The 25,722-nt window shown below is 68.2% G+C and carries 27 protein-coding genes; 22 read left to right on the plus strand and 5 right to left on the minus strand.

Features of this window, described 5'->3' with window-relative positions:
* Positions 1 to 123: 123 nt before the first annotated feature.
* The 3 genes from AC3A56_RS07970 (at position 124) to AC3A56_RS07980 (ending at position 3,285) form a co-directional block, all read left to right on the plus strand.
* Positions 124 to 1,155 carry a CDP-glycerol glycerophosphotransferase family protein gene (locus AC3A56_RS07970; protein WP_487769946.1) on the plus strand — a complete coding sequence of 344 codons (1,032 nt, stop codon included), beginning with the start codon at positions 124 to 126 and terminating at the stop codon, positions 1,153 to 1,155.
* A 76-nt stretch (positions 1,156 to 1,231) separates the two neighbouring features.
* Positions 1,232 to 2,974, plus strand: coding sequence for an ArnT family glycosyltransferase (locus tag AC3A56_RS07975; protein WP_487769947.1), 1,743 nt, complete (start codon positions 1,232 to 1,234; stop codon positions 2,972 to 2,974).
* Positions 2,971 to 3,285: a tetratricopeptide repeat protein gene (locus AC3A56_RS07980; RefSeq protein ID WP_056715106.1), complete on the plus strand. Its 315-nt coding sequence runs from the start codon at positions 2,971 to 2,973 to the stop codon at positions 3,283 to 3,285. Before AC3A56_RS07975 ends, AC3A56_RS07980 begins: the two co-directional genes overlap by 4 nt.
* A 33-nt stretch (positions 3,286 to 3,318) precedes the next feature.
* Here the strand turns inward: AC3A56_RS07980 and AC3A56_RS07985 are convergent, their stop codons facing one another.
* Positions 3,319 to 4,212, minus strand: coding sequence for an LpxL/LpxP family acyltransferase (locus AC3A56_RS07985; RefSeq protein WP_487769948.1), 894 nt, complete (start codon positions 4,210 to 4,212; stop codon positions 3,319 to 3,321).
* A gap of 85 nt (positions 4,213 to 4,297) precedes the next feature.
* Between AC3A56_RS07985 and dtd the strand changes: the two genes are divergently transcribed.
* A complete protein-coding gene (dtd, locus tag AC3A56_RS07990) occupies positions 4,298 to 4,738 on the plus strand; it encodes a D-aminoacyl-tRNA deacylase (RefSeq protein ID WP_056715101.1) in 441 nt (146 codons plus the stop codon).
* Positions 4,739 to 4,907: 169 nt separating this feature from the next.
* A complete protein-coding gene (gene rpoD, locus AC3A56_RS07995) occupies positions 4,908 to 6,788 on the plus strand; it encodes an RNA polymerase sigma factor RpoD (RefSeq protein WP_056715098.1) in 1,881 nt (626 codons plus the stop codon).
* A gap of 26 nt (positions 6,789 to 6,814) precedes the next feature.
* On the opposite strand, the gene AC3A56_RS08000 is transcribed toward rpoD, so the two are convergent.
* Positions 6,815 to 7,234 carry a hypothetical protein gene (locus tag AC3A56_RS08000; RefSeq protein WP_157598738.1) on the minus strand — a complete coding sequence of 140 codons (420 nt, stop codon included), beginning with the start codon at positions 7,232 to 7,234 and terminating at the stop codon, positions 6,815 to 6,817.
* A 558-nt stretch (positions 7,235 to 7,792) separates the two neighbouring features.
* On the opposite strand from AC3A56_RS08000, the gene AC3A56_RS08005 reads away from it, so the two are divergent.
* Genes AC3A56_RS08005 through AC3A56_RS08015 form a run of 3 tightly spaced genes read left to right on the plus strand, consistent with a single transcriptional unit; the run spans position 7,793 to position 10,495 of the window.
* Entirely contained in the window at positions 7,793 to 8,398 is a 606-nt protein-coding gene (locus AC3A56_RS08005; RefSeq protein WP_193385074.1) for a sigma-70 family RNA polymerase sigma factor, read from the plus strand.
* Positions 8,395 to 9,057 (plus strand): ChrR family anti-sigma-E factor, encoded by a 663-nt coding sequence (locus tag AC3A56_RS08010; RefSeq protein ID WP_056715095.1) that lies wholly within the window; start codon positions 8,395 to 8,397, stop codon positions 9,055 to 9,057. Before AC3A56_RS08005 ends, AC3A56_RS08010 begins: the two co-directional genes overlap by 4 nt.
* Before the next feature lie 28 nt (positions 9,058 to 9,085).
* Positions 9,086 to 10,495: a cryptochrome/photolyase family protein gene (locus AC3A56_RS08015; RefSeq protein WP_487769949.1), complete on the plus strand. Its 1,410-nt coding sequence runs from the start codon at positions 9,086 to 9,088 to the stop codon at positions 10,493 to 10,495.
* Positions 10,496 to 10,515: 20 nt separating this feature from the next.
* Here AC3A56_RS08015 and AC3A56_RS08020 read toward each other — a convergent pair whose 3' ends face one another.
* Entirely contained in the window at positions 10,516 to 11,004 is a 489-nt protein-coding gene (locus AC3A56_RS08020) for a TspO/MBR family protein (RefSeq protein ID WP_487769950.1), read from the minus strand.
* Between the two features lie 231 nt (positions 11,005 to 11,235).
* Between AC3A56_RS08020 and AC3A56_RS08025 the strand changes: the two genes are divergently transcribed.
* The 11 genes from AC3A56_RS08025 to AC3A56_RS08075 all read left to right on the plus strand — a co-directional run bounded on the left by AC3A56_RS08025 (position 11,236) and on the right by AC3A56_RS08075 (position 21,449).
* Complete coding sequence (locus AC3A56_RS08025) at positions 11,236 to 11,991, plus strand: M90 family metallopeptidase (protein ID WP_204110236.1); 756 nt, start codon at positions 11,236 to 11,238, stop codon at positions 11,989 to 11,991.
* A 200-nt stretch (positions 11,992 to 12,191) separates the two neighbouring features.
* The gene (locus AC3A56_RS08030; protein ID WP_487769951.1) at positions 12,192 to 13,178 is read left to right on the plus strand and encodes an acyl-CoA desaturase; all 987 of its coding nucleotides are present in this window, start codon (positions 12,192 to 12,194) and stop codon (positions 13,176 to 13,178) included.
* A 3-nt stretch (positions 13,179 to 13,181) separates the two neighbouring features.
* Positions 13,182 to 14,480 (plus strand): NAD(P)/FAD-dependent oxidoreductase, encoded by a 1,299-nt coding sequence (locus AC3A56_RS08035; RefSeq protein ID WP_056763202.1) that lies wholly within the window; start codon positions 13,182 to 13,184, stop codon positions 14,478 to 14,480.
* On the plus strand, positions 14,477 to 15,277 hold the full coding sequence (locus AC3A56_RS08040) for a DUF1365 domain-containing protein (protein WP_157598736.1): 801 nt from the start codon (positions 14,477 to 14,479) through the stop codon (positions 15,275 to 15,277). The genes AC3A56_RS08035 and AC3A56_RS08040 overlap by 4 nt, the downstream gene beginning before the upstream one ends.
* A gap of 22 nt (positions 15,278 to 15,299) precedes the next feature.
* Complete coding sequence (locus tag AC3A56_RS08045) at positions 15,300 to 16,577, plus strand: class I SAM-dependent methyltransferase (protein WP_487769952.1); 1,278 nt, start codon at positions 15,300 to 15,302, stop codon at positions 16,575 to 16,577.
* Positions 16,574 to 17,125 (plus strand): DUF2878 domain-containing protein, encoded by a 552-nt coding sequence (locus tag AC3A56_RS08050; RefSeq protein ID WP_487769953.1) that lies wholly within the window; start codon positions 16,574 to 16,576, stop codon positions 17,123 to 17,125. Before AC3A56_RS08045 ends, AC3A56_RS08050 begins: the two co-directional genes overlap by 4 nt.
* Positions 17,122 to 17,904 carry a DUF1295 domain-containing protein gene (locus AC3A56_RS08055; protein ID WP_487769954.1) on the plus strand — a complete coding sequence of 261 codons (783 nt, stop codon included), beginning with the start codon at positions 17,122 to 17,124 and terminating at the stop codon, positions 17,902 to 17,904. Before AC3A56_RS08050 ends, AC3A56_RS08055 begins: the two co-directional genes overlap by 4 nt.
* Positions 17,901 to 19,016 (plus strand): SAM-dependent methyltransferase, encoded by a 1,116-nt coding sequence (locus AC3A56_RS08060; RefSeq protein ID WP_487769955.1) that lies wholly within the window; start codon positions 17,901 to 17,903, stop codon positions 19,014 to 19,016. The genes AC3A56_RS08055 and AC3A56_RS08060 overlap by 4 nt, the downstream gene beginning before the upstream one ends.
* A complete protein-coding gene (locus AC3A56_RS08065) occupies positions 19,013 to 19,564 on the plus strand; it encodes a lipocalin family protein (protein WP_487769956.1) in 552 nt (183 codons plus the stop codon). Before AC3A56_RS08060 ends, AC3A56_RS08065 begins: the two co-directional genes overlap by 4 nt.
* A 149-nt stretch (positions 19,565 to 19,713) precedes the next feature.
* A complete protein-coding gene (locus AC3A56_RS08070) occupies positions 19,714 to 20,823 on the plus strand; it encodes a catalase family peroxidase (protein WP_487769957.1) in 1,110 nt (369 codons plus the stop codon).
* Complete coding sequence (locus AC3A56_RS08075) at positions 20,820 to 21,449, plus strand: cytochrome b (RefSeq protein WP_487769958.1); 630 nt, start codon at positions 20,820 to 20,822, stop codon at positions 21,447 to 21,449. The genes AC3A56_RS08070 and AC3A56_RS08075 overlap by 4 nt, the downstream gene beginning before the upstream one ends.
* Before the next feature lie 10 nt (positions 21,450 to 21,459).
* Here the strand turns inward: AC3A56_RS08075 and AC3A56_RS08080 are convergent, their stop codons facing one another.
* On the minus strand, positions 21,460 to 22,092 hold the full coding sequence (locus AC3A56_RS08080) for a Vgb family protein (RefSeq protein WP_056717623.1): 633 nt from the start codon (positions 22,090 to 22,092) through the stop codon (positions 21,460 to 21,462).
* 211 nt (positions 22,093 to 22,303) lie between these two features.
* Entirely contained in the window at positions 22,304 to 23,524 is a 1,221-nt protein-coding gene (locus AC3A56_RS08085; protein WP_487769959.1) for a helix-turn-helix domain-containing protein, read from the minus strand.
* 129 nt (positions 23,525 to 23,653) lie between these two features.
* Between AC3A56_RS08085 and AC3A56_RS08090 the strand changes: the two genes are divergently transcribed.
* The 3 genes from AC3A56_RS08090 to AC3A56_RS08100 all read left to right on the plus strand — a co-directional run bounded on the left by AC3A56_RS08090 (position 23,654) and on the right by AC3A56_RS08100 (position 25,703).
* Entirely contained in the window at positions 23,654 to 24,418 is a 765-nt protein-coding gene (locus AC3A56_RS08090; protein ID WP_487769960.1) for a DUF899 domain-containing protein, read from the plus strand.
* Between the two features lie 24 nt (positions 24,419 to 24,442).
* The gene (locus AC3A56_RS08095) at positions 24,443 to 25,240 is read left to right on the plus strand and encodes a DUF2182 domain-containing protein (protein ID WP_487769961.1); all 798 of its coding nucleotides are present in this window, start codon (positions 24,443 to 24,445) and stop codon (positions 25,238 to 25,240) included.
* Positions 25,241 to 25,505: 265 nt separating this feature from the next.
* Positions 25,506 to 25,703, plus strand: coding sequence for a CsbD family protein (locus AC3A56_RS08100; protein WP_056763182.1), 198 nt, complete (start codon positions 25,506 to 25,508; stop codon positions 25,701 to 25,703).
* Positions 25,704 to 25,722: the final 19 nt, after the last annotated feature.

Consider the following 25,722-nt stretch of genomic DNA (forward strand, 5'->3'; position numbering starts at 1 on the left):
TTTGCGGCCATGCACGAGGTAGCGAACCCGCACGGCACCTTTGCCTCCTCTCCCTCCGGGAGAGGATTGAGGTGAGGGTACGGGGCCTGCCATAACCTCCATCCATCCCACCCCGACTCGCCCATGACTCCCAAGAAGCACTACCTCCTGTACGGCTCCGAGCGTTACGCGCTGGCGATCCTGCGCCCGCTGCAGGAAGCCATCCGCGCCCGCGGCGACGAGACCGCATGGTTCTTCGACGGCCCCGGCGCGGAGGACCTGGTCGAAGGCGAGCGCCTGCTGAGCGTGGCCGAGGTGCGCGCCTGGCATCCGATCGCGGTGATCACCTCGTCCAACGCGGTGCCGCACTTCTTTCCCGGAGTGAAGGTGGAGACCTTCCACGGTTTCGACGCCGGCAAGCCCCGGCACATCTACGTGCGCGGCTTCTTCGACCTGTACTGCACCACCGGCCCCCGCGACACCGCCCAGTTCCAGGCGATCGCCGACAAGGTCGGCCACTTCAGCGTGATCGAGACCGGTTTCCCCAAGATCGATCCGTTCATGAAGCAGATCGACGGCCCGCTGCCGCCGGTGCGCCAGCCCCCGGTGATCCTCTACCACTCCACCTTCTCGCCCTCGTGGAGCGCGGCCGAGACGCTGTACGAGGAAGTGCGGCGGCTGTCGCGCGATGGCCGCTGGCGCTGGATCGTCACCTTCCACCCGAAGATGAACCCGGAGACCACGGCGAAGTTCAAGGCGCTGCAGAACGAGTACCTCACGTTCGCCGAGAACGACAACATCCTGGAGCTGTTCCCGCAGGTCGACATGATGTGCTCGGACACCTCCTCCGCACTCAACGAATTCCTGCTCACCGGCAAGCCGGTGGTGACGTTCAAGAACCGCCGCCCCGGTCCGCAGCTGATCGACATCGACGACCCGGCGCAGTTCGAGAGCGCGATCGAGCGGGCGCTGGCGCGGCCGCCGGAGCTGATGCAGGCGATCCGCGACTACGCCGACGCGATCCATCCCTACCGCGACGGCCGTTCCAGCGAACGGGTGCTCGATGCGATCGACACCTTCATCACCCGCGGCGCGAAGAATCGCCGGCGCAAGCCGCTGAACCTGTGGCGCAAGCTGAAGATCCGCCGGCGCATCGGTTATTGGGGCCCGGCCTGACCGATGCGTGCGCCTGCGCCACTTGCCGCCGCGCCGCGCAGGCTAGAATCATCCCCTGCCCGCCAAGAGCCTGCCCGTGTCACTGAGCCCGTATAGCCGTTCCGAACATCTTCGCGCCGTCTGGCCGTGGCTGCCGCTGTGGGCCGTGGTGGCGCTGGCGGCGATCTTCTCGCACGGGCCGATGCCGCTGTATTCCACCCGCACCCTGGCGGTGGCGTGGGAAATGTGGAACCAGGGTCACTGGCTGGTGCCGCACATCAACGGCCAGCCCTATAGCGAGAAGGCGCCGCTGCTGTTCTGGCTGATCCAGGGCGGCTGGTTCGTGTTCGGCGTCAGCGACGTGTGGCCGCGGATCCTCGAGGTGCTGGTCGGCGGCGCCCAGCTGGTGCTGGTCTCGCTGCTGGCACGCCGACTCTTCCCGCACCGGCCGTGGATGGCCAGGGCGACGCCGTGGATGCTGCTGGCCTTCGGCTACGCCTTCCTGTTCGGCCTGCAGATCATGTACGACGTGCTGCTGGCGACATGGACGCTGGCCGCGCTGCTGTGCCTGACCCCGAAGTCGCAACGCGCCGAGCCGCGGTGGCTGCTGTTCGGCCTGTGCCTGGGCTTCGGCCTGCTGACCAAGGGCCCGGTGATGCTGCTCCACGTGGTGTTCCCGTGGCTGCTCGGCCCGCTGTGGAACGACTGGGCCAGCGAGCATCGCGCGCGCTGGTACGGTCGCGGCCTGCTGTCCTTCCTGCTTGGCGGCGCCATGCTGCTGGCTTGGGCGCTGCCGGCCGGATTCTCCGGCGGAGAGGCGTACCGGCAGCGGCTGTTCTTCACCCAGACCGCCGGTCGCGTGGTCGACAAGCTGGCCCAGGGCAAGGACCTGCAGAATCACGCCGAACCGTTCTGGTTCTACCTGCTGTGGCTGCCGGTGATGCTGTTCCCGTTCAGTGGCTGGCCGCGCATGTGGGTGGCCGTGGCCAGCCTGCGGCGGCCGCTCGAGTCGGGCCTGCGCTTCGCGCTGTGCTGGCTGCTGCCGGGCTTCGTGGTGTTCTCGCTGATCAGCGGCAAGCAGGTCTACTACCCGCTGCCGGAACTGGGTGGCATGGCCTTGCTGATGGCCGGTGCGATCGCCGTGCTGCGCGAGCGCCGCCCGGTCGTGGCGGCCAGCGGCTGGCTGGGCACCTGGCCACTGGCGCTGGGCAGCATCGTGTTCGCCCTGCTCCTGTTCGCGTTGCCGCTGCTGGTCGCCGGCAACCACCTGCATGGCGAATGGCCGGATGCCGCGGCGCCCTACAGCCGTTACTTCAGCGTGGTGTTCCTGCTGCTGGGCGCCCTGGTGTTGCTGCGCGGCCGTGGCGAACTGCGCCGCCTCGCGGTGGCCGGGCTGATCGGCGTGCTGGCCCTCAACACCTTGTTCACCCTGACCCTGTGGAACCGTTTCGACCTGCGGCCGATCTCGCAGATGCTGGGCGCCGCCGAGCAGGCCGGGCGGCCGATCGCCTTCCTCGGCAACTACGAGGGCCAGTTCCATTTCGAGGGCCGGCTGACCCGGCCGATCCAGGAACTGTTCGGCAATCAGGCGGTGCAGGACCAGGCGATCCAGGATTTCTCCCGCGCCCACCCGGATGGCGTGGTGGTGCGCCGCGTGGACCAGCCGGATGCCACGGCACTGCGCTATGCTCTGCTGGTGCAGCCGTTTCGCTCGTCGTGGCTGGAAGTCTGGCCAGCCGTTGCACTCGCCGACCTGCGCGCGGGGCAAACGCCGCCCGAGCCGGCGCAGCCCACCCGCGTCTACCCGTCGGACGACCGCCGCTACTCGCCACGGCCATGAGCGCCGAACAGATCGCCAACCTGCGCCGGCAATGCGGCGGTCCCCGTGACGGCGCGCTGCTGCGCTTCTCGCTGGGCAGCGCCCTGCTCGCCGAGGGCGACCACGCGGCGGCGATCGGGGAGCTGCAGCGCGCCACGGATTTCGACCCGGGCTACTCGGCCGCGTGGAAGCTGCTGGGCAAGGCCTGCCTGGCCAGCGGTGACAACGAAGCGGCGGCCGCCGCGTGGCGCAGCGGCATCGGCGCGGCCACCGCGCGCGGCGACAAGCAGGCCGAAAAGGAAATGACCGTGTTCCTGCGCCGGCTCGGCTGAGCGCCGGGGAACTCCGGCACGTGTGGCGGCGTCCTAGCCGTTTTTCCCGTCATAGGGATTGACCAGCCCCACGGCAGAATAGCGCCGGTACTGCCACTGGTACTGCGCGAACGCCAGCTCCACGCAATCCTGCACGCCCTGGTTGAGCGCGCGGCAGGCGATCGCCGGATCCGCATCGGTGAGGTCCGCGGGCGCCGGCAGCAGGTGGATGCGGAAACCCGCCCCGTGCGGCAACCGTTCGGCAAACGCATAGAGCACGCTGGCGCCGGTGCGGGCGGCCAGCCGCGGCAGCAGCACCATGGTCAGCGCGTCGCGACCGAAGAACGGCGCGAACTCGCCCTCGCCGGCGCGGGGCTTCTGGTCCGGCAGGATGCCGACCGTGCCCCCCGCCGCCAGTCGCTTGTACAAGGTGCGCACGCCGGCGCCATCGGCCCGCACTTGCTCCGGCGCCAGCGCCCCGCGCACCTTGCGCAGCAGCCCCTCGATCGCGGCGAAGCGCGGCGGCCGGTACAGGATCGCCATCGGCGTCTTGCGGCACAGCCAGTAATTCAGCAGTTCCCAGCAACCCAGGTGCGGCGCGGCGATGATCACGCCCTTGCCCGCCGCCAGCGCGGCGTCCAGCAGCGCCTCGCCGCGCACCTCGCGCACCAGCGCCAGCGCACGCTCGGCACCGGCACCCCAGACCTTGACGATCTCGCTGCCCGACTTGCCGTTCTCCGTCATGACCTGACGCAGCAGGCGCGATTGTGCCGCCGCGTCCAGCTGCGGTCGCGCGATGCGCAGGTTGACCGCGGTGTTGCGCACCGTGCGGCCGCCGAGTCGCAGCCGCAGGCGGCCGAAGCCGGCACCGACGCCATGCAGCGCACGCAGTGGCAGCAACGCGAGCAGGCGCAGCAGGAGATAGACGAGAAACATGTCGATACGCATCCGCGCAGTGTAAGCGACGCTCCGCCGATCTTTCACCGCGACGGTCGGCACCGTAAGCTGGGCACTCCCTCGCCACCGCACCGCCATGATTGCCCTGATCCAGCGAGTCCTTTCAGCCAGCGTCAGCGTGGACGACGAAACGGTCGGCGCCATCGGCCCCGGCCTGCTGGCGTTGGTGGCGGTGCAGCCGGACGACGGCGAGGCGCAATCCCGGCGCATGCTGGAACGCCTGCTTGGCTACCGCGTGTTCGCCGACCACAACGGCAAGATGAACCGCTCGCTCAGCGACACCGGCGGCGGCCTGCTGCTGGTCAGCCAGTTCACCCTGGCCGCCGACACCCGCTCGGGCATGCGCCCCAGCTTCACCCGCGCCGCGCCACCCGAGCATGGGCGGCGCTGGTTCGAGCACCTGCTGGCCGCGGCGCGGGCGGCGCACCCGGGGGTGGAAACCGGCCGCTTCGGTGCCCATATGGTGGTGCAGCTGGTGAACGATGGCCCGGTGACTTTCTGGCTCGACACCGGCTGAACGGATCGACGCGTGCGAGGCCCGGCCTGATGCCAGCCGATGCACGGCAATTCCGTGATTTGGCGCGATTTTTGCGTGCCTGATCGCAACCCTTTCCTACTTGAAAACTGGTCAAAAAAGCAGCACATCGCTATAATGTCCGGTTCTTGAACCTTGCGGCGGTCGGTGAATGAATAGCAAAGCTCCCCACGAGCAACAGTCTGAAATCAAGGCGCTCATCGCCAAGGGCCTGGAGCAGGGCTACCTGACCTACGCCGAGATCAACGACCACCTGCCCGACGACATCGTCGATCCGGAGCAGATCGAAGACATCATGGCGGTGCTCAAGGGCGTCGGCATCGAAGTGCACGACGCCGCGCCGGACACCGACACCATCTCCGATGGCGCCGCCCCCGGTGGCGGCTCCGGCGACGACGACTCGGCCGCCGAAGAAGCGGTGGCCCTGCTCTCCGCCGTGGATGCCGAAGTGGGCCGCACCACCGACCCGGTGCGCATGTACATGCGCGAGATGGGCACGGTCGAGCTGCTGACCCGCGAAGGCGAGATCGCCATCGCCAAGCGCATCGAGGAAGGCCTCGGCCAGGTGCAGACCGCGCTGGCCAGCTTCCCGCTGACCATCGAACTGCTGCTGGAAGAATACGACCAGCACCTGGACGGCAAGCGCCGCCTCAGCGAAATCCTGGCCGGCTTCCTCGACCTGGAAGAAGCCGCCGACCTCGCCCGCAAGGAAAAGGAAGCCGCCGCCCTGCTCGCGCCCGAAGTCGAGGAAGGCGAGGAAGGCGACGAGGACGAGGACGAGTCCGCCGAGGACGAGGAAGAAGCCGGCCCCAGCGGTCCCGACCCGGAAGAGGTCAAGCGCCGCATGGAGCTGCTGCGCGACTACTACGGCAAGTTCCAGAAGGCCGCCCCGAAAGCCGCCAGCATCACCGACAAAAAGATCGTCAAGCTGCGCGACCAGATGGCCGAGGAATTCCTCAAGCTCAAGCTGCCCAGCGCGCTGATCGACGGCTTCGTGCGCAAGCTGCGCGAAGTGGTGGGCGACATCCGCCATCACGAACGCGTGCTGCTGGACATCTTCGTCAAGCAGGTGAAGATGCCCAAGGCCGAGTTCATCAAGACCTTCCCCAGCAACGAGGGCAACCTCGAGTGGGCGGCCGAACTGGGCCGCAAGCGCCAGAAGTGGTCGCCGAACATCAAGACCCATCGCGAAGCGATCGACGCCGAGCAGGAGAAGCTCGCCGCTATCGAGCGCAAGCTGTTCCTGCCGCTGATCGACATCAAGGACATCAACCGCGCCATGGCCAGTGGCGAGGCGAAGGCCCGTCGCGCCAAGAAGGAAATGGTCGAGGCCAACCTGCGCCTGGTGATCTCGATCGCCAAGAAGTACACCAACCGCGGCCTGCAGTTCCTCGACCTGATCCAGGAAGGCAACATCGGCCTGATGAAGGCGGTCGACAAGTTCGAATACCGCCGCGGCTACAAGTTCTCGACCTACGCCACCTGGTGGATCCGCCAGGCGATCACCCGCTCGATCGCCGACCAGGCGCGCACCATCCGCATCCCGGTGCACATGATCGAGACGATCAACAAGTTGAACCGCATTTCCCGCCAGATGCTGCAGCAGTTCGGCCGCGAGGCCACGCCGGAAGAACTGGCCAAGGAAATGGAGATGCCCGAGGACAAGATCCGCAAGGTGCTGAAGATCGCCAAGGAACCGATCTCGATGGAAACCCCGATCGGCGACGACGAGGATTCCCACCTGGGCGACTTCATCGAGGACGGCAACGCCAGCTCGCCGATCGACTCGGCGACGGAAACCGGCCTGATGGAAACCGTGCGCGACGTGCTCGCCGGCCTCACCCCGCGGGAAGCGAAGGTGCTGCGCATGCGCTTCGGCATCGACATGAACACCGACCACACGCTGGAAGAAGTCGGCAAGCAGTTCGACGTCACCCGCGAGCGCATCCGCCAGATCGAAGCCAAGGCGTTGCGCAAGCTGCGTCATCCCAGCCGCTCCGAACAGCTGCGCTCGTTCCTCGACGTCGAGTAACAGCTGCTCGCCCGCGATGCTTCTTTTCAACGGTCGCGCATGCGGCCGTTGTCTTTTCTGGAACCACGATTTGTCGTGGCCATTTCGGGGTGATGCTCTTCCGCATGGCAATTGGCGCACAACAAGATGCATTTGGTCAGCTCGCGCTCGACTTCAGCCATGCTCCGATTCGAGAGCGCGCGCAGGTCGAGGTTGAATGATTTGCGTGCGTGTTTGCCATGGTGCCAGGTCAACGCTGCAAGATTCGCGCGATAGCCACACCGCACGCAGCATCCGCCTGCTGACTCAACCAGTTGCCGTTTGCGTAACAGGCCGCGTAACTGCTGGCTGGAGTAGCTTTGGTGTCGATGATTGGTATCCCGGTTCTTGCAGACCCGGGAACAGAATCGGCGCTGCCTGCCTGTCAGGATGGCACCGCACACCATGCAGGCAAGTTCGGATTTCATCCTATTAGCATAATCCAAAGCGCGCGCAAGGCGTGGCTTTGCCTGCGGGCGTTGCTACCATAGGCATACGGGCCTATAGCTCAATGGTTAGAGCAGGGGACTCATCGAAAGGTGCCGCCGTGCAGGAATGCATGGACGGGAACGGGATGAATTCAGGGAAACCTCAGCGGCGCAGACGCGGCCGGTGGCAACCCTGAGCCAAGCCGCCGGTACACCGGCGGAAGGTGCAGAGACTACCTGAGGGCTTCAGCGCCCTTGATGACAGGCTAGAGCGTCCCGCACCCCAACCGCACGAAGCCATGCAACGTGTGAAGGGTGAAGAGATAGTCCGCGCCGAAGGGAAACCTCCGGAACACGCGAATCCCTTGGTTCGAGGTTCGAGTCCTCGTGGGCCCACCACTCGTGATGCGGCATCTCCGACCATCGCCCCGGTTGCGATGAATCCGAATCCGCAGCTTCTCCGTATGCACCGGCATGGAGCACACCCTCGCGTCGGGGTGCGCCGCAGCCGTGGGCGGGAAGTTGCGTATGATGGTTCGGAACCACTCTGTCACCGGGATGACGCCCGCCGGGGCCAAACGATCCGTGTCCGCTCCCATGAACCACAGCGCGCCTGATGCATCGTACTGGTCGGCACAGATGGCGGCCGTGTCGGTACAGCGCGACCGTGCGAGTTTCATGCGCATCTACGATCACTTCGCGCCGCGCCTGCAGCGCTACCTGCGCAACCTGGGCGTGGCCGAGTCGATCGCCGACGAGCTGGTGCAGGAGGCACTGCTGACGCTGTGGCGCAAGGCCGCGATGTTCGATCCGGCGCGCGCCAGCCTCGCCACCTGGCTGTATCGCGTGGCACGCAACCTCTACATCGACCACGTGCGCAGGGAGCCGCACTGGCTGCCGATCCAGGAAGGTCTTGACCGGCTCGACCATCTCGAATCCGGTCGGCTCGACTCGCAACCCGAATCCTCCTTCGACCAGGATCTGCTGAAGCAGGCCATCGATCACCTTCCACCCGTGCAGGCCAAGCTTGTTCGCATGTGTTACCTCGAAAGCAAAAGTCACAGCGAGATCGCCCGCGAGCTGGACATGCCGCTGGGCTCGGTCAAGTCCTCGCTGCGGCGCTCGTTTGCCAAACTGCAGGGCAGCATGAGGGCCCCGCGATGAAGCCGAATCGCCACCTCGACGACGCCACCCTGCTCAGCTATTCCGCCGGCGCCTTGCCGGCCGCGCTGGCGGTGGTCGCCTCCGCCCACCTGGAGCGCTGCACCACCTGTCGCGAGCGCCTGCTCGACGCCGACCGGATCGGTGGCGTGCTGATGCAGCAGCAACGCGTCGACGTACCGGCCGACGATGCGCGCGCCGCGATGCTGGCCCTGCTCGACGCCGAACCGGCCGAGGCGCTACCGACGGCGCCCGCCGAGGTCATCGAGGAGCGGAACCCGGACCGGCTGCCCAGCGCGCTGCACCCGTGGTTCGGCCCGTCCATGCGGGCGTTGCGCTGGCGCCGCGTGGCGCCGGGCGTGCAGCGCATCCGCGCCAGCGGCATCGCCGGCGGCGACCTGATGCTGCTGCGCATCGCGCCGGGCAGCAAACTGCCGCTGCACAGCCACGGCGGCAGCGAACTGACGATGATCCTGGATGGCGCCTACGACGACCTGCTCGGCCACTTCGGCCCCGGCGACGTGGCCGACCTGGACGGCGAGACCCTGCACCAGCCGGTGACCTCACCCGGCGTGCCGTGCATCTGCGTGGCAGCCACCGATGCCCCGCTGGTGTTTTCCAGCTGGATGGCGCGCACGCTGCAGCCGCTGTTCGGGTTCTGAGCGCGGTGCCGCCGCGGAGCCTGCCTCGATGAGCACGGCGCTGGTGCTGTTCCGGCGCGACCTGCGCCTGGCGGACAATCCCGCGTGGAGCTCGGCCTGCGCCGAGCATGCCCACGTGCTGCCGGTGTTCATCCATGCCGATGACGAAGCCTGCCCGGCCGGTTCCGCCAGCCGCTGGTGGCTGCATCATGCGCTGCGCGCGCTGGACCGGGATCTGCGCGACGCCGGTGCCGCCCTGCACCTGCGCCGTGGCGAGCTGTTGGCCGTCCTGCGCGAACTGATCCGTCGCAGCGGTGCCGGCGCGGTGTACTGGAACCGCCTGTACGAGCCGGCCGCGATCGAGCGCGACACGCAGCTCAAGAGCGCCCTGCGGCAGGACGGCATCGCGGTGCACAGCCACAACGCGGCGTTGTGGTGCGAGCCATGGCGGATCGCCACCGGGCAAGGCCAGCCGTACAAGGTGTTCACGCCGTACTGGCGCAAGCTGCGGCCGGAACTGCAACCGGTCGAACCGTTGCCCGCACCGCGCGTTCCGGGCTGGCGCGAACTGCCCGGCGGCGTTCCGCTCGATGCACTGGATCTGCTGCCGCGCATCGATTGGGCCGGCGGCCTGCACGCGCACTGGCAGCCGGGCGAAACCGGCGCGCGCGACCTGCTGGAAATTTTCGCCGACGACGCCATCAGCGACTACGCCCAGGCCCGCGACCTGCCCGCGCGGCACGGCACCTCGCGGCTGTCGCCGCATCTGCATTTCGGCGAGATCTCGCCACGGCAGATCCACTTCGAGCTGGACCGCCGCGCCCGCGCCATCGACACCAGACGCCGACCCGACCTCGAACCGTTCCTGCGCGAACTGGGCTGGCGCGAGTTCGCCCATCACCTGCTGTTCCACTTTCCGCACACGCTCACGGAAAACTTCAACCCGCGCTTCGACGATTTCGCCTGGGCCGCTGCCGACGAAGTCGTGATCGAACGCTGGCAACGCGGCCGCACCGGCATTCCGCTGGTCGATGCCGGCATGCGCGAGTTGTGGCACACCGGCTGGATGCACAACCGCGTGCGGATGATCGTGGCCAGCTTCCTGACCAAGAACCTTCGCCAGCACTGGCTGCACGGCGCGCGCTGGTTCCACGACACCCTGGTCGACGCCGACCTGGCCAACAACACCTTGGGCTGGCAATGGGTGGCCGGCTGCGGCGCGGATGCCGCGCCGTATTTCCGCGTGTTCAATCCACTCACCCAGGCGAAGAAGTTCGATCCCGACGGCGCTTACCTGCGCCGCTGGCTGCCGGAACTGGCTGACGCACCCGTGGCATTGCTGCACGAACCGTGGAAGGACGCGGCCCTGCTCAGGCGTAGCGGTTACCCGGCGCCGATGGTCGACCTCGGCCAGTCACGCCAGCAGGCGCTGGATGCCTACACGGCATTGGCCCGCTGACATCGAAACCCGCCGCAGCATCAGCCCAGCATCTGCGGATTCAGATGCCACACCGCGAAGTTCAGCGCCGAGGCGAAACTCACCCAGCCCAAGTACGGCAGCAGCAAGGCGCCGGCCAGCGCTCGCACGCGCCAGAAGCCGAGCACCGTGGCCACGATCAGCAGCCACAGCACCACGATGTCGGCAAAGGCCAGCGCACCGCGATGCCAGCCGAAAAACAGCCAGCTCCACAACGCGTTCAGCGCCAGCTGGATCACGAACAGCGTGAGCACGCCACGCTGCCGGTGCCAGCCGCCTTCGCGCCAGGCCAGCCACGCAGCGATGCCCATCAGCGCATACAGCACCGACCATACCGGGCCGAACACCGAGGACGGCGGCGCCCACGAGGGCTGGGCCAGCTGCTGATAGAAATCGGCCGCCTGTACCGAAGCCACCGCACCGATGGCGGCGGCCACGAAGCTCAGCAACAGCCAGCCGACCAGACCGAGGAACTGCTTCGCGTGCGTCATGCCTGGCTCCGGATATGCGTGCGTGCGGGGCTCCCGTAGCGGAGCGTGTTTGTGGCAACTGTGCGGAAGCTCCCGCCTGCGCATTGTGAAGAGCCCGCGTCCGCCCCATCTCCTGGGTTCGTGGCCAAAGGCCGTGGCAACGCTTCGCCAGCACGTGCCCGCCAGGCATCGGAACAGGACTCGCCGCCGACGCCGCCAATTCGCGTTCGTACGACTCTTCGGGATGTGCTCATGTTCGACAGAATCAGAAACTGGCGCATACGACGCCTCGTCGCGCGACGACCGATCGCCGAAGGACTCTGGCGCGACGCGCTGCGACGCTGCGCCGCCGCGCGCCGGCTAGGTGCCTCGGACCAGGCCAGTCTGCGCGTGCTGGTCACCCTGTTCCTGGAACGCAAGTCGCTGGAGCCGGTCGAGGGCCTGCATCTGGACGACGCCGACCGCGTCCTGCTGGCGACCCACGCCTGCCTGCCGATCCTGAAACTCGGGCTCGACTGGTACGACGGCTGGCACAGCATCATCGTCTACCCGCGCGCCTTCAGCCCGCAGCGCGAACGAGTGGACGACGCGGGCGTGGTGCACCGCAGCCGCGACATCCTGGCCGGCGAAGCCTGGAACCGCGGGCCGGTGATCCTGTCGTGGGATGACGTGCAGGCGATCGGGCGGCAACCCGGGCACAACGTGGTCGTCCACGAAATGGCGCACAAGCTCGACATGTTGAACGGCGACGCCGACGGTTTCCCGCCGCTGCACCGGCGCATGGATCGACGCGCATGGGCGCAGGCTTTCACCAGCGCGTGGGAGCAGCTGAGCGAAGCCCGGCGCCATGGCATCGAGCTGCCGATCGATCCATACGGCCTGGAAAGCCACGCCGAATTCTTCGCCGTCCTCAGCGAACAGTTCTTCGAAGCGCCCGCCGCCTTGCGCGAACACCTGCCGGCGGTTTATCGGCAACTCGAGCTGTTCTATCGCCAGCATCCGCTGTGAACGAACGTTCCCGTCGCCATCCGCGCGCCAGACGTCGAACGGCCGCGAATCCGGCGCAACCGGGCTGAGCGGCCCCCCTCCCCCCCGCAACGGCCATGCCCGGCAAGAGCCACGTTGCGAGCCATCCCACGCATCCACTCCGCCGTTTCCCCCGTATCTGTCATCGAGCCCTACTTGCCGCTCGCCCACAGGTACGCCGCATGCCCCGTTCACCCGCCCCTTCCAGCGCACCCGCCAGCCCGCCCGGCATGCTGGCCGGCCATGGCCGCTCCTGGCTGGGCCGCACCCTGCGTCGCTGGTTTGATACCAGCGCCACCGTGCAGGTGGACGAGGGTCGCGAGGACCGGATCGACTGGCTGCGCGCCGCACCGTTCGTGGCGATGCACCTGGCCTGTCTCGCGGTGATCGGGGTTGGCGTGTCGCCGGTGGCGTTGGGTGTGGCGGGCGCGCTTTACGCGGTGCGGATGTTCGCGCTGACCGGGTTCTATCATCGCTACTTCTCGCACCGCACCTTCCAGACCTCGCGCGCGGTGCAGTTCGTGTTCGCGCTGATCGGCGCGTCCTGCGTGCAGCGCGGACCGCTGTGGTGGGCGGCGCATCACCGGCAGCACCACCGGGTTACGGATACACCGGCCGACCCGCATTCGCCGCGCTTGCACGGTTTCCTGTGGAGCCACGTCGGCTGGTTCCTGACCCCACGCAATTTCCGCACCGACCTGACGCGCGTGCCGGACCTGGCGAAGTATCCGGAGCTGCGCTGGCTGGACCGCTTCGACATCGCGGTGCCGCTGCTGCTGGCCGTGGCGATGTACGGACTGGGCGCATTGCTGCAACAGGTGGCGCCGCAGCTGGGCACCAGCGGCGGGCAGATGCTGGTGTGGGGTTTCTTCGTCTCCACCGTCGTGCTGTTCCACGCCACGGTGACGATCAATTCGCTGGCGCACCGCTTCGGCAGCCGCCGTTACGCCACGAAGGACGACAGCCGCAACAACGTGTGGCTGGCGCTGCTGACGTTCGGCGAAGGCTGGCACAACAACCATCACTTCTTTCCCGGTTCCAGTCGCCAGGGTTTCCGCTGGTGGGAAGTGGACGTGACGTGGTACGGGCTGAAGCTGATGGCCATGCTGGGCCTGGTGCGCGGACTGAAACCGGTGCCGGCGTGGGTGCTGGTCAGGGCGGGGAGCTGAGCGATGCGCATTGCCGTGGTCGGATCGGGCATCGCGGGGCTGGCGTCGGCGTGGTTGCTGTCGCGCCAGCATGAGGTGACGCTGTTCGAGGCGAACGACTATTTCGGCGGCCACACCCACACGCACGAGGTGGAGCAGGCCGGAAAAACTTACCGCATCGACAGCGGCTTCATCGTGCACAACCCGGCGCACTATCCGCTGCTGACGCGGATGTTCGCGCAGCTTGGCGTGGCGTCGCAGCCGACCACGATGAGCTTTTCGGTGCACAGCGAGGCCAGCGGGCTGGAGTACAACGCCACCACGCTGGACACGCTGTTCTGCCAGCGCCGCAACCTGCTGTCGCCGCGCTTCCTCGGCATGGTGCGCGACCTCACCCGCTTTTATCGCGAAGCGCCCGCGCTGTTGCTGACGAGCGAGGACACCACCAGCCTCGGCGATTACCTGCTGCAGCACGGTTACGGCGCCGCGTTCCGCGACGAGCACCTGATCCCGATGGCCTCCGCGCTGTGGTCGTCGCCGCCCACGCAGATCCTGCAGTTTCCCGCGCGCTACCTGGTGCAGTTCATGGCCAACCACCAGATGCTGCAGCTCGGCGACCGGCCGCAGTGGCGGGTGGTGAAGGGCGGCTCGTCGACCTACGTGGCGGCGCTGCGCGCGCACTGGCCGGTGCGCGAACGGCTGAGCTGTCCGGTGCATTCGATCCTGCGCCACGCCGGCGGCGTCGAGGTGTGCAGCGCGGCGGGCGTGGAGCATTTCGACCAGCTGGTGCTGGCCTGCCACAGCGATCAGGCGCTGCGCCTGCTGGGCGACGCTAACGAGCGCGAGCATTCGATCCTGGGCGCGATGACCTACCAGGCCAACGACACCGTGCTGCACACCGACGCCAGCGTGCTGCCGCGCCGGCGCAAGGCATGGGCGGCCTGGAATGCGTGGCTGCCGCGCGATTCCGCCGCGCCGTGCACGGTCAGCTACTGCATGAACCTGCTACAGGGCATCGCCTCGCCCGAGCCGTTCGTGGTCACCCTGAATCGCAGCGAGGCGATCGACCCGTCCAGAATCCTGGCGCGCATGCGCTACCACCATCCGGTCTACACCAGGGCCTCGGTGCAGGCGCAGGCACGCAAGGCCGAAATCCAGGGCTGGCGCCGCACCTGGTTTGCCGGGGCGTACTGGGGCTGGGGCTTCCATGAGGACGGCATGCGCAGCGCGGTCGAGGTCGCTGCGGCGCTGGGCGTGCACTGGCCGCTGGGCTCCGCGTCGGTGGCGGCGAACCCATCGCACCAGGCGGAGCTGGTCGCGTGACGACGAAGCCGGCCAGCTCGAAGCTGCGATTGGCCAGCGCCGTGTACGAGGGCGTGGTACGCCACCGACGGCACGAGCCACACGCGCACGCGTTCAGCTATCGCATGGCCCAGTTGTATCTGGATCTGGACGAGGTCGAGCGGGTATTCGCCGACCGCTGGCTGTGGTCGACCACGCATCGCAACCTGGCACAGTTCCGCCGCAGCGACTACCTGGCGCCGGCGACCCTGTCGCTGGCCGATGCAGTGCGCCAGCGCGTGGAGCAAGCCACCGGCATGCGGCCGACCGGACCGATCCGCCTGCTCACCCACCTGCGCTACGCCGGCATGGTGTTCAACCCGGTCAGCTTCTACTACTGCTACGCCGAGGATGGCGAGACCCTGCTGGCGGTGCTGGCAGAAATCACCAACACGCCGTGGAAGCAGCGCCACGCCTATGTGCTGCCGGTCGAGGACGCGCAGGTGCATGGCCGCGCGCTGCACTGGAGCTTTGCCAAGCGCTTCCACGTGTCGCCCTTCATGCCGATGGACTGCACCTACGACTGGCGATTCACCGTGCCCGGCGAAGACCTGCGCGTGCACATGAACGTGATGCGCGAAGGCCGGCGCACGTTCGACGCCACGCTGAACCTGCAGCGCCTGCCGCTCACCGGCGCCTCGCTGGCGCGCGTGCTGTGGCGTTATCCGCTGATGACCGCCCAAGTGGTCGGCGCGATCCACTGGCATGCGCTGCGGCTGTGGCTGAAGCGCAATCCGGTGCACGACCATCCGGCGCCGCCTGCGCGCCCTGCCGACTGAAACGAACGCCCCGAGGTTTGCCATGAACGATATCGCCAGCACCCGCACCCGCGACGACGCCGCATTCGACGGGCTCGATCGCTTCCTGCGCCGGCAACTGCTCGAGCGGATGCGCGGCCTGCGCCACGGCCGGCTGGTGCTGAGCGACGCCTGCGGCACGGCCGAGCTGGGCGAACCCGCCAGTGCGCAACCCACGCTGCAGATCCACCTGCAGGTGCTGGACGCCGGCTTCTACCGCGCGGTGGCGCGCCACGGCAGCGTGGGCGCCGGCGAGTCGTACATGGACGGTCAATGGCGCTGCGACAACCTGGTCGGCCTGATCCAGTTGCTGGTGCGCAACCGCGACCTGCTCGATGGCATGGAGAGCGGCGTGGCCCGTCTCGGCGGCATGGCGATGCGGCTGTGGCACGCGTTGCGTCGAAACACCCGCGACGGCAGCCGCCGCAACATCGCCGCGCACTATGACCTGGGCAACGACTTCTTCAGCCTGTTCCTCTCGACGGACCTTATGTATTCGTCGGCGATCTGGAGCGACCCAACCGACACGCTGGAAACCGCCTCCGCACGCAAGCTGGAGCGCATCTGCCGCCAGCTCGATCTCCAGCCCACCGACCGGGTGATCGAGATCGGCACCGGCTGGGGCGGCTTCGCGCTGCATGCGGCGCAGCACTACGGCTGCCATGTCACCACCACCACGATCTCGCGCGAGCAGCATGCGCTGGCCAGCCGGCGCGTTGCCGAAGCCGGCATGAAGGGACATGTCACCTTGCTGCTGGAGGATTACCGCGACCTCGAAGGCCAGTACGACAAGCTGGTCTCGATCGAGATGGTCGAGGCGATCGGCGCGCCGTATCTGGACGTCTATTTCGGCAAGCTCGGCAGCCTGCTGAAGCCGGATGGGCTGGCGCTGGTGCAGGCGATCACCATCGAGGACCATCGCTACGCGCAGGCGTTGAAGTCGGTCGACTTCATCAAGCGCCACGTGTTTCCCGGCAGCTTCATCCCGTCGATCAGCGCGCTGCTCGCGGCCAAGACCCGCGCCAGCGACCTGGGCCTGATCCGGCTGGAGGACTTCGGCAGTTCGTACGCGCAGACCCTGGAAGCATGGCGCGAGCGCTTCATGGCCCACTTGCCGCAGGTGCGCGCGCAGGGCTTCGACGAGCGTTTCGTGCGCCTGTGGGAGTTCTACCTGGCGTATTGCGAAGGCGGCTTTCGCGAGCGCTCGATCGGCGTGGCGCACCTGCTGATGGCCAAGCCGGGCCATCGCCACGCCGCATCGTCGCCGGGCCGGCCGGCATGAGCTTCTGGCTCAGCCTGATCGGCTACCAGGCCGTGTGGTTTGTCGCGGTGATCGGCGCGGGCCACGGGCTGGCGTGGCCGGGCGTGCTCGGCATGCTCGTCTACGCGCTGGTGCAGCTGGCTTGCGCTCGAAACGTTCGCACCGACCTCGCCCTGATCGCCGCCGGGCTGGTGATGGGCTTCCTGCTGGACGGCGCGCTCAGTCGCAGTGGGCTGGCCGACTACGCGGCCGGCTGGCCGAACCCGGCGCTGGCACCGGGCTGGATTCTCGCGTTGTGGGTGACCTTCGCGCTGACCTTCAGCCAGTCCCTGCGCTACCTGCAGACACGCCTGTGGCTGGCGGCGCTGCTGGGATTGGTCGGCGGTCCGCTGGCCTATCTGGGTGCGGCGCGCGGCTGGCACGTGGTCATGTTCACCGAGCCGGCATGGCGCGCCGTGCTGGCGCTCGCGCTCGGCTGGGCGCTGGCGACACCGGCGCTGGCGTGGCTGGCGCGCCTCGGCAGCGCCTCGTCGCCACCGCGATCGACAACGCGAGGAGCCTGCGCATGAATCCCTGGTGGCAACTGATGATGGTGTGGCTGCTGGCCGCGCTGATGATGACGCTGGGCTGGCAATGGCAGCGCCGGCGCAGCAACGCGGGCATCGTCGACGTGCTGTGGGCGGCGGGCGTGGGCGGCAGCGCCGTACTGCTGGCGATCACCGGCAGCGGCGCAGCGTGGACGCGCATAGCGCTGGCGCTGCTCGGCGGCGCGTGGGGTCTGCGTCTGTCGGCGCACCTCTGGCGCCGCGTGCGTGGCGAGCCCGAGGATGGTCGCTATCGCAACCTGCGCGCGCACTGGCAGGGCGCGCAGTGGAAGTTCTTCGCCTTCTTCCAGTTCCAGGCCTTTCTGATCGTGCTGTTCGCGCTGCCGTTCGTGGCGGTGGCGCGCAACCCGCAGGCATCCGCGCCGTGGCTGGCCGCGGCCGTCGTCCTCTGGCTGCTGGGCGTGCTGGGCGAATCGATCGCCGATGCACAGCTGGCGCGCTTCCGCGCCGATCCGGCCCACCGCGGCACGACCTGCCGCGACGGCCTGTGGCGATATTCGCGTCACCCGAACTATTTCTTCGAATGGCTGCACTGGTTCGCCTACGTCTGCCTGGCGGTCGGTTCGCCGATCGGCTGGCTGGCGTGGTCCGGGCCGGCAGTCATGTACGTGTTCCTGCGCTGGATCAGCGGCGTGCCGTACACCGAGGCACAGGCGCTGCGCACGCGCGGAGCGGACTACCGCGACTACCAGCGCACCACGGCGCTGCTGATTCCATGGTTTCCCAGGAGGACCTCACGATGACCACCCCCGCTTCCACCGAGCTGGCCAGCGAACGTCCGGCGCCAGGCCTGCTGGGCATGGCCGAACGCGGCCGCATTCCCGACACGCTGTTGCGCCAGGGTATCCGGCGACTGTGTGCGCAACGCCTGCGCGAGGAACAGGCCGGCGGCCTCGACGCACAGGCCGCGCGGTATGCGCAGCGCATCGACATGCTGCGCCACAGTCCGGTGGCGATCCACACCGACGCGGCCAACGCGCAGCACTACGAATTGCCGCCGGCGTTCTTCGAGCTCTGCCTGGGCAAGCGCCTGAAGTATTCGGCCTGCTACTACCCTTGCGGCGACGAGTCGCTGGACCAGGCCGAGGAGGCGATGCTCAGGCTGTACGGCGAGCGCGCCCAGCTCGCCGATGGCCAGTCGATACTCGAACTCGGCTGCGGCTGGGGTTCGCTGACCCTGTGGATGGCCGAGCACTTTCCGAGTGCGCGGATCACCGCCGTATCCAACTCCGCCCCGCAGCGCCGGCACATCGAAGCGCAATGCCGCCGGCGCGGGCTGACCAACGTGCGCGTGATCACCTGCGACGTCAACGCGCTGCAACTCGATCCGGCGCAGTTCGATCGCTGCGTGTCGATCGAGATGTTCGAGCACATGCGCAACTACGAGACGCTGCTGGACCGCATCGCCGGCTGGCTGAAACCCGGCGGCAAACTTTTCGTGCACATCTTCGCGCACCGCACCGCGATGTATCCGTTCGAGACCGAGGGCGACGACAACTGGATGGGCCGCCACTTCTTCACCGGCGGACTGATGCCGGCGTCAGACACCTTGCTGTGGTTCCAGTCCGCGCTGCACATCGAGCAGCGCTGGCATGTCGACGGCACGCACTACCAGCGCACCGCCAACCACTGGCTGGCCAACCAGGATGCGCACCACGACGAGGTGATGAAGGTGCTGGCGCAAGCGTACGGCAGCAAGGCCGCGCCGCTGTGGTTCCAGCGCTGGCGGATGTTCTGGATGTCCTGCGCCGAGCTGTTCGGTTACGCCGACGGGCAGGAGTGGCTGGTCGCGCACTACCGCTTCGTGCGCCCTGCCGCCGACGCCCATCCATCCTTCGCCCCGGAGACGCCATGAAACTCCCGGCGACCCTGCTGCTGGCCTGCACCATGCTGTTCAACCTCAACGCCGGTGCCAGCGAACTGCCGCCGATCACGCCGGTGGCCCGCGTCGACCTGCCCCGCTTCATGGGTGACTGGTACGTGATCGCCACCATCCCCACCCGCTTCGAGAAGAACGCATACGACGCGGTCGAAGTCTACGCGCTGAAGCCCGACGGCAACGTCGCCACGTCGTTCCACTTCCGCGACGGCAGCTTCGACGGCGAGCGCAAGGAGATCCACTCCACCGGCTTCGTCAAGCCCGGCAGCGGCAACGCGGTGTGGGGCGTGCAGGTGTTCTGGCCGCTGAAGGCGCAGTACATCGTAGCCTGGCTGAAGGACGACTACAGCCAGGTCATCGTGGCCCGCGACGCCCGCGACTACATGTGGGTGATGGCGCGCACGCCGACCATCGCCCAAGCCGACTACGACGCCCTGCTGGCGAGGGTGCGGGCGCTCGGCTATCCGATGGACAAGGTGCGCAAGGTGCCGCAGCAGGAACCGGCAGCCAGATCCGGCCGTTAGCCGCGCCGGACTTGCGCAGGCCATGCAGCACGGCGGCTCGACGGGGGTCGCGGCAAGCGGACCCGGAGTGGATCCGTGCGGGCGATGTAACCGATGCGCCTGCGGCAGCGAATGGAGTGACTGACACACTCGCCAGGACAGCAGCCGCCATGCCCGACATCGATCCCGCCACCGCTCCAATGACCCGCCATCGCTGGCCAGCCCTGCTGGCGATCGCCCTGATCGTGGGCGGCGTCGCGCTGGCCTTCGGCTGGATCGCCGGTTGGCTGACGCCGAACCGGCTGACTCCGCAACGTTTCACCAACGCCATCGAAAGCGGCAACGGGCAGATCTACCGGGGCTATCGTCGCGCGCATGCCAAGGGCATCTGCGTGGCCGGCTATTTCGAGGGCAACGGGCAAGGCGTGGCGCTGTCGAGCGCGCGGCTGTTTGCGCCGGTGCACACGCCGTTCACCGGGCGCCTGTCGATCGCCGGCGGCGCGCCCTACGGGCTGGACGGCAAGGCGCGCGTGCGCAGTATGGCGCTGGAGTTGAACAGCGACGACGGCCAGCAGTGGCGCATGGCGATGAACAGCTTCCCGTTCTTCGGCGTGTCCACGGTGCCCGCGTTCTACGAGCAGACCCGCGCCAATGCGCCCGACCCCGCCACCGGCAAGCCCGATCCGGCGAAGCAGGCCGCCTTCGTCCGCGCCCATCCGGAATTCGCCCGCTTCGCCGACTGGGCCAAGCGCGCGCCGTGGTCGACCAGCTGGGCCAACACCACGTTCAACGGCGTCAACGCCTTCCGCTTCACCAATGACCGTGGCGAAGTGCGCAACGTGCGCTGGTCGATGCAGCCGCAGGCGGCCTTCGCGGCGATGACGCCAGAGCAGCGTGCTGCCGCCGACGGCAATTTTCTCAGCGAGGATCTACAGGCGCGACTGGCCCATGCGCCGCTGCGCTGGGACATGGTGGTGACCCTGGCGCAGCCCGGCGATCCCACGGCCGATCCGGCGCAGCCCTGGCCCCGGGATCGCCAGCACGTCACCGTCGGCACCGTGGTGATCGAAAGCAGCACGCCGCAGGCCACCGGCGCCTGCCGCGACATCAACTACGACCCGCTGGTGCTGCCGGCCGGCGTGCAGGGTTCGGACGATCCGATCCTGGCCGCCCGTTCGGCCGTCTATTCGGTGTCTTTCAACCGCCGCGAACACGACATCGCCAGCGGCAAGGCGGACACCGCCATCGGCAAGCCCGCCGCACCGGAGACCAGGCCATGAACGATCTTCATCCCGCCAAGCCCGCTCCGCGGCACTTCAACCTCACCGCGCGCGTGCTGCACTGGAGCATGGCGCTGGCGATCCTGGCCATGCTGTTCGTCGGCATCGGCATGGTCGCTTCGCTGAGTTTGCGCCCGACCCTGGTCAGCCTGCACCGGCCGCTGGGCATCGCGATCCTGCTGCTGGCGATCGTGCGGCTGGTGAACCGGCTGCGCCATCGCCCGCCGCCGTTGCCGGCCGACCTGCCCCGGGTGCAGGTGCTGGCGGCGAAGGCCTCGCACTGGCTGCTCTACGCGCTGATGTTCGCAATGCCGCTGATCGGCTGGTCGATGCTGTCCGCCGGCGGCTATCCGGTGACCATGTTCAAGGGTTTCAACCTGCCACCGATCATGCCCCACGACGCCAGCGTCTACGCCGCGCTGCGCGGCGCCCACACCTGGCTTGCCCTGCTGCTGTTCGCCACCGTGCTGCTGCACCTGGCCGCCGCGCTGTTCCATGCCTGGGTGCGGCGCGACGAGGTGTTCCCCAGCATGGCGCGCGGCGCATCACCGACGCCTGCGTCCATCGCGCCGGAGCCGGTCAGCGTGTCGCCACGGGATGAAGGCGGCAACGACGCGGACTCGTGAGGCTTCGAACTCAACCGGCGCGCTGCACGGTTCGCAGCTTGCCGCTGTTGCCGCCGCCACAGAAGAACTGATCGCCGCCGTCCGACTCCATTCCCGACACGCCGGTGCCGGCCGGCATCTCGAGGATTTCCAGCACCTCGCCGCTGCGCGGATCGATACGGCGCAGCTCGCTTTCGTCGTTCTCCCAGGTGCCGTGCCAGAGTTCGCCGTCGGCCCAGCAGACACCGGTGACGAAACGGTTCGATTCGATGGTGCGCAGGATCGCGCCGGTGGCCGGATCGATCTGGTGGATCTGGCGCGCGCGGTACTGTCCCACCCACAACGAACCTTCGGCCCAGGCCAGCCCCGAGTCGGCACCACCACCGGGCGCGGGGATCGTGGCCAGCACCTGGCCGCTGTGCGGATCGATCTTCTGGATGCGGTCCTCGGCAAGCTGGAACAGGTGCTGGCCGTCGAACGCCGTTCCCGCATGGGCGACCACGTCGATCGAACGCAGCGTCTGGCCGCTCGCCGGATCGATCGCGTTCAACTTGTCGCCTGAGGCAAACCACACGTGCCGGCCGTCGTAGGTGACGCCATGCACGCCGTCGACGCCCGCAAAGGGGCCTTGTTCGCGGACGATTCTGGCGGCTGATCGTTTCATGCTGCTTCCTGATGGAGCCGTGGGAACCTGCTTCCGCGCCGTCACTCCTGCGAAGTCGGGAGGTGCTGCATCAACGGCGAAGCAGGTCATCCAGGGCGTGTTGTTGGGAGATCAAGGTGGATTCCCGCTTTCGCGGGAATGACGTCATGGGGGAGTTCCGGGATGCGTGGTTGGCGCGCCGGTCTATCTGATGTGTCTCGATGCAGACAGCCTAGTCGCCCTGCAGCGGCGCGGGGAGTAACAAGCTCGTCGGGAATCCGGGCACCGGCGGGCTCAGCCAGCGGCGCGCCCGCCCGCGGCCGAACGATTGCACCTTGCCGGCCGCTGCCAGCGCATCGAGCGCGCGTTGCACGCTGCGCTGACTGGCGCCCAGCGCCAGCGCCAGGGCCGAACTCGACCACGACTCGCCGTCGGCCAGCAGGGCGAGCACGTCCGCGTGGCGCTCGTCGAGCGGCGGCGCCAGCACGACGACCTGATCGGCCCGATGCGGCGCCAGCGCAAAGCCGCGCTTCGTCGCGCCCACGCCGGCCAGTGCCTGCAGCTCGGTACGCAGCCGGCCCATTTCGACGCGCAGGCGTACCCGATGCGATTCGTCGGCGAACCTGGTGCGGAAGACCTCGGCGATGAGCGTGTCCCGCGACACGTCGCCCGGCCATGCCTGGCCCAGCAGGCGGACGATCGCGAATAGTACGGGCCGCCTCGCCAGCGCCACCCGCGTGCCGGACTGGCAGACGACGTGACGACAGGCGTCGATGACGAAGGCGTTCGATGCCAGCAACGCCTCGACGTCCTCCAGCCTGATCAGCCGTTCGCCGCCACGCGTGATCAGCCGCGCCGCGGGCGCGTCGAGCACATGGGCAGCATCGTCGATCTCCGCCACCAGCGCAGGGATGCCGGCGTGGCGCGCGGCGTAGCTGGCCCGGGCCAGCGCCGCACGCGCCGGTTTCGTGCGCAGGCGGCGCAGGGCGATGCCGGCGTTGACCAGCTCGCGGGCCGCGCGCGAGGCCAGTGGCAGCGGCGCGGCATCGAATCCGGCCAGCGCCCGCTCGGCCTCGTCGAGGCGGCCGAGCAGAAGCAGGCGCCGCGCCGCGAGATAGCGCGCATGCGCCGCGTTCACCGGATCACCGTGCGCCTCCAGCATCGCCCGCGCGGCATCCAGCGCCTTCACCGGCCAGCCCAACTCGCGCGAGGCGAGCGCGATCTCGGCTTCGGCGATGACGCACTTCGCGCGGGCCACTGGCTCCCTCGCGCCGAACGCGCGCGCCGCGCGCTGCACCAGCGCCTTCGCCCGCACGAAATCGCCGAGCTGTGCCATCGCGATGCCGCGCAGCGCCAGCGCGGGGGCGTCGTCGCGCAAGGCGATCCGGTTCAGCGCGCCCAGCGGATCGCCCGCCGCCAGCGCACGCGCCGCCGCCGTGATCAGCGAATCCATCGGACCGGAACCCATCGCGCCACGCTTGTCACTCCCACCCTTGGATGTCCGGTTTCTAATCTAGCCCACGATCCACCGGCAAGTCGCATCGATCCCCGAACGAATGCCGGAACCCATTGGGAGAACGCAATGACCATGCACACGACCGGAACACGCGACGAATGGCTGGCGGCACGACTCGGCCTGCTCGATGCGGAAAAGGAGCTGACCCGACGCGGCGACGAAGTGGCCCGGCAACGCCAGGCGTTGCCGTGGGTCAAGGTCGACAAGGCGTATCGCTTCGACACCGACGAGGGCAGCGCCTCGCTGGCCGATCTCTTCCGGGGTCGCTCGCAGCTCCTCGTCTACCACTTCATGTTCGGCACCGATTACAGCGCGGGGTGTCCCTCGTGCTCGTCGATCGCCGACGGCTTCGACGGCTTCGCCGTGCACCTGGCGAATCACGACGTGACCCTGTCGGCGGTATCGCGGGCACCACTGGCGAAACTGCAGGCGTACCGGCAGCGCATGGGCTGGCGTTTCCCCTGGGCGTCCTCGTCCGACGGCGACTTCAACTTCGACTTCAACGTCTCGTTCACCGAAGCAGAGCAGCGCGCCGGAGACATCGAATACAACTATCGGCGCGATGGCCACGCCATGGACGCGACCTCGGCCCCCGCGCCGGTCATCCAGATGGCCGCCAGCTGCGGCACCGACGCGCCCACCTACACGCGCGACCGGCCGGGCCTCAGCGCCTTCGTGCAGGAGGACGGCGTGATCTACCACACCTACTCCACCTACGCGCGCGGCCTGGACGGCCTGTGGGGCATGTACCAGTGGCTCGATCGCGCGCCGCTGGGGCGCAACGAGACCGGCGTGTGGTGGCGTCGCCATGACGAATACGGCGGCAAGTGAGCCGCCCCCGTGGATGCGCACAGCATGGGGATCGCTTCGACCCGGGCTTGCCGGACGAACCTCCCGCTGCGCTTCTTCGGCGTCGCCGCCCTGCTGTTTGCCGCCAGCGCCACGCTGACGATCATCGGCTGCACTTCCATGGCATCGATGGGCGAGTTGCCGATGCCCGGCGGCTGGACGCTGTCGATGGCATGGATGCCGATGTGCGGCCAGACCTGGCCCGACGTCGTGGCGGCGTTTCTCGGCATGTGGCTGGTGATGATGGTGGCGATGATGCTGCCGTCCCTGCTGCCGGTGTTGTGGCGCTGTCACGCAGCCATTGACCGCTCCGGCCATTCACCCGCGGGCCGGCTGATCGCACTGATGGGCGCGGCGTATTTCACGGTATGGCTCGTGCTCGGCGCCGGTGTCCTTGCGCTCGGTGCCCTGCTCGCCACCGTCGTCATGCAATGGCCGGCGCTGGCGCGCGCCGTGCCGATCGCGGCCGCCGCGGTCGTCCTCGCCGCCGGCGCGCTGCAGTTCACCGGGTGGAAAGCCCGCCACCTCGCCGGCTGCCGCGCGACGCCGGTCATCGCACCGCGGCTCGCCACAAGCTGGCGACATGGACTGCGCCTGGGCCTGCATTGCAGCTGCAGTTGCGCCGGCCCGATGGCGATCCTGCTGGTCGGCGGGGTCATGGACCTGCGCATGATGGCGATCGTGACGATCGCCATCACCGTCGAGCGTCTTGCATCGGATGGAACGCGTGCCGCGCGTGCCATCGGCACCGCGTTCGCCGTGGCGGGACTGCTGCTGATGACGCACGCGGCCTGGCCGGGATGAAACGATCCCGCCGCTGTGCGTGGGCATGCCGAACCACCCCCGATTCCTATCTCCATCGCGGCTGGCTCGAAGACCGGTACCTCGACCTCTTCATCGGTGGCGACTCCCCTCTTCGAAGCTCGCCTAGCTTGCACAGATTGTGAACGAAGGCTTCCCCCATGAACGTCTTGACGACCTGCCACTCACACCGACTGCGGAGAGTGGTTGGCGCACAGGCGCTAGCCGACGCCTGTCGCATGTCCTCTCAACCATGGAGTCACGACTCATGAACAACGATCGCATCAAAGGCAACTGGAAACAGCTGGCCGGAAAGATCAAGGCCCAGTGGGGCGACCTGACCGACGACGACCTGACCGTCGCCGAAGGCAATCAGGAGTATCTCGTCGGCAAGCTGCAGGAGCGCTATGGCATCGCCAGGGACGAGGCGGCCAGGCAGGTCAGGGATTTCGAAAACATGCTGTAGTCCCGGGAGGCGAAGTGCC

The sequence above is a fragment of the Rhodanobacter sp. Soil_C_14 genome (assembly GCF_057657335.1).

Coding starts and splice junctions, on each gene's coding strand:
- AC3A56_RS07970 (WP_487769946.1), top strand. CDS start 124: ATGACTCCCAAGAAGCACTACCTCCTGTACGGCTCCGAGCGTTACGCG.
- AC3A56_RS07980 (WP_056715106.1), top strand. CDS start 2,971: ATGAGCGCCGAACAGATCGCCAACCTGCGCCGGCAATGCGGCGGTCCC.
- AC3A56_RS07985 (WP_487769948.1), bottom strand. CDS start 4,212: ATGCGTATCGACATGTTTCTCGTCTATCTCCTGCTGCGCCTGCTCGCG.
- dtd (WP_056715101.1), top strand. CDS start 4,298: ATGATTGCCCTGATCCAGCGAGTCCTTTCAGCCAGCGTCAGCGTGGAC.
- rpoD (WP_056715098.1), top strand. CDS start 4,908: ATGAATAGCAAAGCTCCCCACGAGCAACAGTCTGAAATCAAGGCGCTC.
- AC3A56_RS08000 (WP_157598738.1), bottom strand. CDS start 7,234: ATGAAATCCGAACTTGCCTGCATGGTGTGCGGTGCCATCCTGACAGGC.
- AC3A56_RS08005 (WP_193385074.1), top strand. CDS start 7,793: ATGACGCCCGCCGGGGCCAAACGATCCGTGTCCGCTCCCATGAACCAC.
- AC3A56_RS08010 (WP_056715095.1), top strand. CDS start 8,395: ATGAAGCCGAATCGCCACCTCGACGACGCCACCCTGCTCAGCTATTCC.
- AC3A56_RS08015 (WP_487769949.1), top strand. CDS start 9,086: ATGAGCACGGCGCTGGTGCTGTTCCGGCGCGACCTGCGCCTGGCGGAC.
- AC3A56_RS08020 (WP_487769950.1), bottom strand. CDS start 11,004: ATGACGCACGCGAAGCAGTTCCTCGGTCTGGTCGGCTGGCTGTTGCTG.
- AC3A56_RS08025 (WP_204110236.1), top strand. CDS start 11,236: ATGTTCGACAGAATCAGAAACTGGCGCATACGACGCCTCGTCGCGCGA.
- AC3A56_RS08030 (WP_487769951.1), top strand. CDS start 12,192: ATGCCCCGTTCACCCGCCCCTTCCAGCGCACCCGCCAGCCCGCCCGGC.
- AC3A56_RS08035 (WP_056763202.1), top strand. CDS start 13,182: ATGCGCATTGCCGTGGTCGGATCGGGCATCGCGGGGCTGGCGTCGGCG.
- AC3A56_RS08045 (WP_487769952.1), top strand. CDS start 15,300: ATGAACGATATCGCCAGCACCCGCACCCGCGACGACGCCGCATTCGAC.
- AC3A56_RS08050 (WP_487769953.1), top strand. CDS start 16,574: ATGAGCTTCTGGCTCAGCCTGATCGGCTACCAGGCCGTGTGGTTTGTC.
- AC3A56_RS08055 (WP_487769954.1), top strand. CDS start 17,122: ATGAATCCCTGGTGGCAACTGATGATGGTGTGGCTGCTGGCCGCGCTG.
- AC3A56_RS08060 (WP_487769955.1), top strand. CDS start 17,901: ATGACCACCCCCGCTTCCACCGAGCTGGCCAGCGAACGTCCGGCGCCA.
- AC3A56_RS08065 (WP_487769956.1), top strand. CDS start 19,013: ATGAAACTCCCGGCGACCCTGCTGCTGGCCTGCACCATGCTGTTCAAC.
- AC3A56_RS08070 (WP_487769957.1), top strand. CDS start 19,714: ATGCCCGACATCGATCCCGCCACCGCTCCAATGACCCGCCATCGCTGG.
- AC3A56_RS08075 (WP_487769958.1), top strand. CDS start 20,820: ATGAACGATCTTCATCCCGCCAAGCCCGCTCCGCGGCACTTCAACCTC.
- AC3A56_RS08080 (WP_056717623.1), bottom strand. CDS start 22,092: ATGAAACGATCAGCCGCCAGAATCGTCCGCGAACAAGGCCCCTTTGCG.
- AC3A56_RS08085 (WP_487769959.1), bottom strand. CDS start 23,524: ATGGATTCGCTGATCACGGCGGCGGCGCGTGCGCTGGCGGCGGGCGAT.
- AC3A56_RS08090 (WP_487769960.1), top strand. CDS start 23,654: ATGACCATGCACACGACCGGAACACGCGACGAATGGCTGGCGGCACGA.
- AC3A56_RS08095 (WP_487769961.1), top strand. CDS start 24,443: ATGGGGATCGCTTCGACCCGGGCTTGCCGGACGAACCTCCCGCTGCGC.
- AC3A56_RS08100 (WP_056763182.1), top strand. CDS start 25,506: ATGAACAACGATCGCATCAAAGGCAACTGGAAACAGCTGGCCGGAAAG.